The following is a 6012-nucleotide window of genomic DNA, read 5'->3' on the forward strand; positions in this document are numbered from 1 at the left end:
CAAGCCCATCGACACCCTGCTCAAGATAACGATCGCGCCAGCGGTAGGCCGTCTTCTTGGTCTTGCCCAGCGTCCGCACAATCGACGCCAAACTCGCCGCGTCCGCCCACATCAGCACGATCCGCGCACGCCAAACAAGCTTCTGCGGCGTGTTCCGGTCCGCCACCCAACCTTCCAACCGCACCCGAGCCTCAGGCGACAGCAACAGCCTTTTGTCCATGTCCATCGACACAGACTCGCATATTTGCAAGATCAAGGGAATCCATCCGTTGATTCCACAACACTAGGAGGCGCGTGTGGTTTCACTGAAATCCCGCCGTCGATAAACTCCAACAGGTCACGGCGCATGATCAGACGCCGCCCGCCAACCTTCACCGACCGTAAGGCCCCTTCGGCGATCCTTTCGTAAAGGAATGACCGGCCCAGGCCCGACGCCTTCACAGCCTCGTCTATCCGGTATGAAATCTTGTCATTCATATCTGCCATGTCAAAGCCCTCCAAACCAAATAATACCATGCGAAGCCAATTTCTCCGAAAGCCCTAGGAGGGACAGGCAGCGCCAAATGAGGTCAGGGGGCGCACTTCGAGAAAGCCGACAAAATTGGATTGGGGGGGCGATACATCGCGTTATCGAGGCTCTTGCAGGTCCGGCCAACCCTAGGCCAGGGGGCTGCTAAGAGCCCTTTTGGGAGACGTTTTTTGTGCGGTGCGCAAAAAGTCAATTAAATTAACAAAAACAATCGATTACAGCGAAAGAACTCCTAATTTTTTTGTTAAATCCTGAAAAACGATGTGCAGACAAGGGCTTACGCGAAACGGGAGTTGAGCCTTTATCTTGCCTTCACTACGTACCTTTTTTGTTCCATTTTCAATGAGGTGTTCTGTCACCGCATTTTGTGCGGCGCACACTGGGCGGTAGCAGGCTAGTGATGGAGGGGCGCCACGCCCCTTCTTGATCATGAGGATTGCCTGACATTCCGGAAGAACAGGCGCTGCGGCGCTACCTTATGGCCTCCGCGAAATAGCGCGCGTTAATACGCCTTGCTGATCCCGTAAGAGTTGCTACGCTTGTCCCGCTAAAGTGGAGCGCGTGAAATCGTGCGGGAGGGGCGAGTGGACAGCAACAATCACCTGAGCGGGCCGCAGTCCGTCAGGTTTATTCGTGACACAGCGGCAGAAGACGATTTCTTCGGCACACATTCAAAAATTGGCGCCGCCATTGCGGAAGCCATTCAGTCCAACGACAATCTTAAGGTCATCGGCCTCCTCGGCGCTTGGGGCAGCGGTAAATCGACCGTCATCAAACAGATCGAGAAACACCTACCTGACGCGGATCAAATCAACACCACGCTCTTCTTTACTTATGATGCCTGGCTCAATCAAAGTGACCACCCACGCCGGTCATTTCTGGAAGCCTTGCTTCGGTTTCTCATGGAAAACGGCCTTTCTAAAGACAATACGTGGGAAGACCAGCTTGCGACGCTAAATGGCCAGATCGAAGAAACCGAAACAACGACTTCACCGGTGCTGACGCCATCGGGGGCCTTGGTCCTGATTTCATTTTTATGCGTGCCTATCGGGATGCAGTTTTTTGGCTATGACGCCCTAAAAGACTATCTAGGCGACGAGAACAAGGTACAGGGCACTTGGGCCTTCTTTTCTGGACTGACACTTATCTTAGCGCCTGCGCTAGTTAGTTCATTAATTTACCTTTACCGACGGCCAGTTCGTTGTCCTCTTCGCAAGTCTTTCTGGAATCCTAAGAACTGGACAAAGAACCGAAAAGGGCACGAAAAGCAGAGCGTCATGTCTTTGTTCGCTAACAAGGCCATTGAGAAGCAACTCAATCGAACAACGCGTGAACCTGAGCCCTCGGCAATCGAATTTCAAAAGTTATTCGGTGACATCCTTTCTGAAATAGCTCGTACCGGCCAACGAATAATACTCGTCATAGACAATCTAGACCGTCTGCCCGAAACTGAGGGCATCGCAATGTGGACGACGATAAGGAGCTTCTTCCTTGGCACTAACCAATCGACGGAACATTATCAAAAATTGCCAGTCATTCTTTTGCCCGTCGACCAGGATGCGGTAACGCGGCTTTACGGGGATCAAGCACAATCCTTTATGGACAAGACCTTCGATCTGACCTTCCGCGTGACCGCCCCCGTGCAGTCGGAGTGGAAAGCATATCTTCACAAGCGTATGAAGGCGGTTTTTGGCAGCGAAACCCCAGAGCAATGGGTCTATCATGCTGCACGGCTATTTGAACGGTCGCGACAGATGGGTGAGAACATCACCCCCCGAAGCATCAATGTCACAATTAACGCGATCGCCACTCTATGGCTCCAGCGCCGGAATGACGGCATCGAATTCGCGTCTATCGCCTATTACACAATTTTTCGAGTTTGGGCTGACCGCTCGATTATTGACGCGATACGGTCACCGAACCTGCACTTGGTTGATCTTGACCCTGATTGGGCGCGAGCGCTTGCAGCGCTCCACTACGGGGTTACCTTGGAAATGGCCTTCCAAGTTCTTATTGAGGACCAGTTACGATCCGGCCTGACGACCACAACCCAGGAACATTTTGGCAAGTTGGCAGAAGCAAAGGGGTTTGGCGATGCGTTCCTCAATCTAATTGAGAATGCAGGCCTCACGCCGATGGCTAGCCTCCCGATAAATGCTAGCATTCTGCTAGCCTCGCTAGAGCCGGCAGATGCTCTATGGATTGGCACGGCGTGGTTAAACCTTCGACGACAACTCGTGACTTCAACAAATTTCGATAAGCCCGATGCAAACTCCCTTCAAGCCGTGCAAGTGCTTCTGAAATTCGGCGGCCCAAAAGGAATGCGGCCCTTCATTGAAGGCATGGTGCAAAAAGTTTCAAACTTATCCGCCACGACGGCCTTTAGTGCAGAGCACGCGCAAGTCTTCATCGATTTAGTCGGTGAGCTTACTAGCTCAGCAGAATCAAACGGGTTTGATGCGCCATCATTTGTAATAAATGCAGACGCCAATGGGTTTTGGGAGCTGTGTGTCCTGGCATGTGATCGACCTCAAATCCTCACGGCCCTTTCGACTAAACTCCGATCCGAAGACCTTATTGTCGAACTTGTCCGTAACCTTGAAACGCCCGAGGGCTGGGAAAAAATTATTCCCAGATTCAAAGCAGCCGTACTCCGGAGCGACATAAATCACTGGGGACCGTTAATCGACGCCGCACGAAATCTCGTTTGGTCGAACGATGGCCGGCATCCACCTATGGCGGCGGCATTATATATCTTGGGCACCCTGTCCGTAGAGGACCAAATAGCAATAGAGGCAATGCAAAGCCTTGCTAGAGACGGTCATTTGCAACAACGGGTTCAGGAACTAATGAGTGGACCCGAAGCAACCTTGGCCATGGTTGCGGCACTTGGCGTGATATTTGGGCCACCATTCCCCCTGCGCGGTGATTGGGGCCAAGCCCTGGTGCAAATTCCGTCGCTGCCGGAGGCTACAGAGCGCGCTTTCGCGCAATTCAAATTGGAAGACAATCTCACACACTTACTCGCGGCATCGTTCGATATTCCCGAATTCTTACCATTATCTCGAAACCTCATCACGCGCCGTGTACGTTCGGGAAAGTTGATAATAGCAGATATAGGAAAAGTACTCGACAACCTCGATCATTTTCTGGGTTGCGTAGAACCCGCCTACCACCGCAAGGCCGTTATCTTGATGAGCCAAACATTTGGCTTCTGGGCAAAGATCGAAAGCATGGCCTTTAGTGCCAATTGGGTACATATTTTGCGAACGCTTTTAGAGGCTGACGAAGTATTGGAGAGTGATCGCGAGCAAGCCGTTCGTGTTTCCAAGAACGGGTTACAATGGCTTACCGATCACGATTGGGAAGATACTCTTCGGGGCAACTCTCAGGCGTTGGAGTTAGGACAGAAAGTGTTTCAAATCAGGAATGAATCTATTCTTGCACCAGGCACCGACTTGGATGGTGTGCTCGATAGACTAATGACTGAGGTTCTTCAAGACGGACAACGCCCGCTGATAAAACGTTGGTTTTATGCTTCAAACTTGCTCAGTGTTAGCGCCCGAATTACAAAACTACAAACCCTCCGCGATAGGTTCAACGGCGCCCCTCTGCATATCATTAATCAAATTATTGATGTGGGAGGAGAGGCCTTCCTGCGCGACGCGCAATTTTTGGCTGATGCGGACGCCGCAACGCGCAGGGTAATAATTCCCCAACTCGCCTCAACGACGGATGCTAGAAGATTGCTCAACCACCCCGCTATATTTGCCGCTTGGGTCAAGGCAAGCACAGAGGCGACCAGAAATTATCTCCAGGAGCAACTTAATGTCATTTACGGTACAGCCCCTTCAGAAGATCAAAAAATGCTTAGGGAAGTAGCCAAAAAACTCAAGGTTAGGCTCCTGTCGTAATACCATGACCGATAGACCATTGGCTGTGTCTACCATCTGGACATAACGCTCATCCATTGGGGAAGTGAGCTCGAATTCTGAATATGTTCTCCAAAAGGATCGCCTGTGCCTTTCTAGCCATAGTTTTGCCCTGGGAAACGCACCGTCATAGTTACGTTCGAAGAATAGCCGGTTGTTGGCTCGATAGGGCGAGGGGCCACTTTTCGTCGTCTTTGCGCAAACTGCTTGGGAGAAAGAATATCGATGCCCGCGCGCAGGTGATCGAGATAGTCTGACCACCATTGCGCCATTTCCACCCGTTCATCCCAAAATTGGCTACGTTGATAGATGCCGCGTACACTGTCGTCCACATGTGACAGGGCCAGTTCGATTGTCTCGGGTGCCCACAGCCTTGATTCGTTGAGGAGTGTGCTGGCTGTGCTGCGGAAACCATGTGACACCATATCTTCGTTACGATAGCCCATCGTCCGAAGAGCCTTGTTCAAGGTGGCGTCGGACATGGGCTTTCGCCAACTCTTGCGCGCCGGAAAAACCAGTTTGTAATTGCCGAACCTGACATGTGCTTCATTGATAATTGCCAACGATTGGCGAGATAGAGGCACGGAATGAGGTTCCCGCATCTTCATTTTCTCAGACGGTATTTTCCAGACGCTGTTGTCACGGTCCACGTCCGTCCATTCAGCACTGCGAAGTTCGCCGGGACGAACGAACACATGAGGCGCTAGCCTGAGCGCAAGGCGAGTGCCGATGTATCCGCCGTAATTGTCAATATCCCGCAAGAGCTGACCAAACGCACTTGGATCAATGATGGCCGCGTGATGGCGTACCTTTGGCTTGATAAGCGCTTCGCCCAGCTCCGCCGCAGGATTGGTTGCGGCTCTGCCCGTAAGGACTCCATAGCGGAATACGCGCGCGATAAAGCCTCTTATGCGGTTGGCCGTCTCATAATGTCCGTTTTCTTCAACCTTACGAATGGCCTGGAGTATCTCATATGGCATGAGATCGTTCAGCGCCTGGTCACCAAGGTCTTTTTCGACAAGGGAAAAGAACCAGGCCATTTTGTACAAGGTCTTCTGTGAAAAGCCGTCTTTGCGCTTTTTCTCGATAAATTCGAGAGCGACTACCCGCAACGTGCTGCTCTTTTCCAGAATTTTGGCTTTCTCCAGGCGCTTACGTTCCTCGTTGGGATCGACACCGTGGGCCAACAGGACGCGGGCGTCGTGCCGCCGTTGTCGCGCCTCATTCAGGCCAATCTCGGGATACGAGCCTATAGACTGAGGTGGTTCCCGAAAACTGGACAGCTGGCTTAGATATAATCTTGCCCCTATAGTGGCCACCGGCCAAGGGGTTTAAATGAAGAATATCCGCAAGAAACACAGTCCTGAGTTTAAGGCGAAGGTGGCGATGGCTGCCCTTCGTGAGGAAGGCACGGTGTCTGAACTGGCCAGTAAGTACGGCGTCCACCCGAGCCAGATCAATACCTGGAAGAAGGCAGCCCAGGACGGCATGGCTGCCCTGTTTGAGGGCGACAAGAAGGCTGCAAAAAGCGAGGCGGCCGATAAAACCAAG

General features: G+C 52.0%; 6 protein-coding genes. 2 read left to right on the forward strand and 4 right to left on the reverse strand.

Annotated features, from left to right (window positions below; genetic code table 11):
* The 3 genes from B060_RS25770 to B060_RS27520 form a co-directional block, all read right to left on the reverse strand.
* Positions 1–226, reverse strand: a 226-nt coding sequence (locus tag B060_RS25770) for a helix-turn-helix domain-containing protein (protein WP_018084158.1), incomplete at its 3' end; no start/stop codon positions are given.
* Positions 227–252: 26 nt separating this feature from the next.
* Entirely contained in the window at positions 253–486 is a 234-nt protein-coding gene (locus B060_RS25775; protein WP_244874644.1) for an excisionase family DNA-binding protein, read from the reverse strand.
* Between the two features lie 258 nt (positions 487–744).
* Positions 745–960 (reverse strand): hypothetical protein, encoded by a 216-nt coding sequence (locus tag B060_RS27520; protein WP_155847992.1) that lies wholly within the window; start codon positions 958–960, stop codon positions 745–747.
* A 153-nt stretch (positions 961–1113) separates the two neighbouring features.
* On the opposite strand from B060_RS27520, the gene B060_RS0123090 reads away from it, so the two are divergent.
* On the forward strand, positions 1114–4443 hold the full coding sequence (locus tag B060_RS0123090; RefSeq protein WP_018084160.1) for a P-loop NTPase fold protein: 3330 nt from the start codon (positions 1114–1116) through the stop codon (positions 4441–4443).
* A gap of 113 nt (positions 4444–4556) precedes the next feature.
* On the opposite strand, the gene B060_RS0123095 is transcribed toward B060_RS0123090, so the two are convergent.
* Positions 4557–5780 carry a tyrosine-type recombinase/integrase gene (locus B060_RS0123095; protein ID WP_018084161.1) on the reverse strand — a complete coding sequence of 408 codons (1224 nt, stop codon included), beginning with the start codon at positions 5778–5780 and terminating at the stop codon, positions 4557–4559.
* 16 nt (positions 5781–5796) lie between these two features.
* On the opposite strand from B060_RS0123095, the gene B060_RS0123100 reads away from it, so the two are divergent.
* Positions 5797–6012 (forward strand): IS3 family transposase (locus tag B060_RS0123100; RefSeq protein ID WP_018084162.1); only part of this gene is annotated, 216 nt, incomplete at its 3' end.

This window comes from Asticcacaulis benevestitus DSM 16100 = ATCC BAA-896, assembly GCF_000376105.1.
GTDB classification, from domain to species: domain Bacteria; phylum Pseudomonadota; class Alphaproteobacteria; order Caulobacterales; family Caulobacteraceae; genus Asticcacaulis; species Asticcacaulis benevestitus.

Bases quoted from the DNA above. Each gene is read 5' to 3' on its own strand.
- B060_RS25775 (WP_244874644.1), bottom strand. From the start codon at position 486: ATGGCAGATATGAATGACAAGATTTCATACCGGATAGACGAGGCTGTG.
- B060_RS27520 (WP_155847992.1), bottom strand. From the start codon at position 960: ATGATCAAGAAGGGGCGTGGCGCCCCTCCATCACTAGCCTGCTACCGC.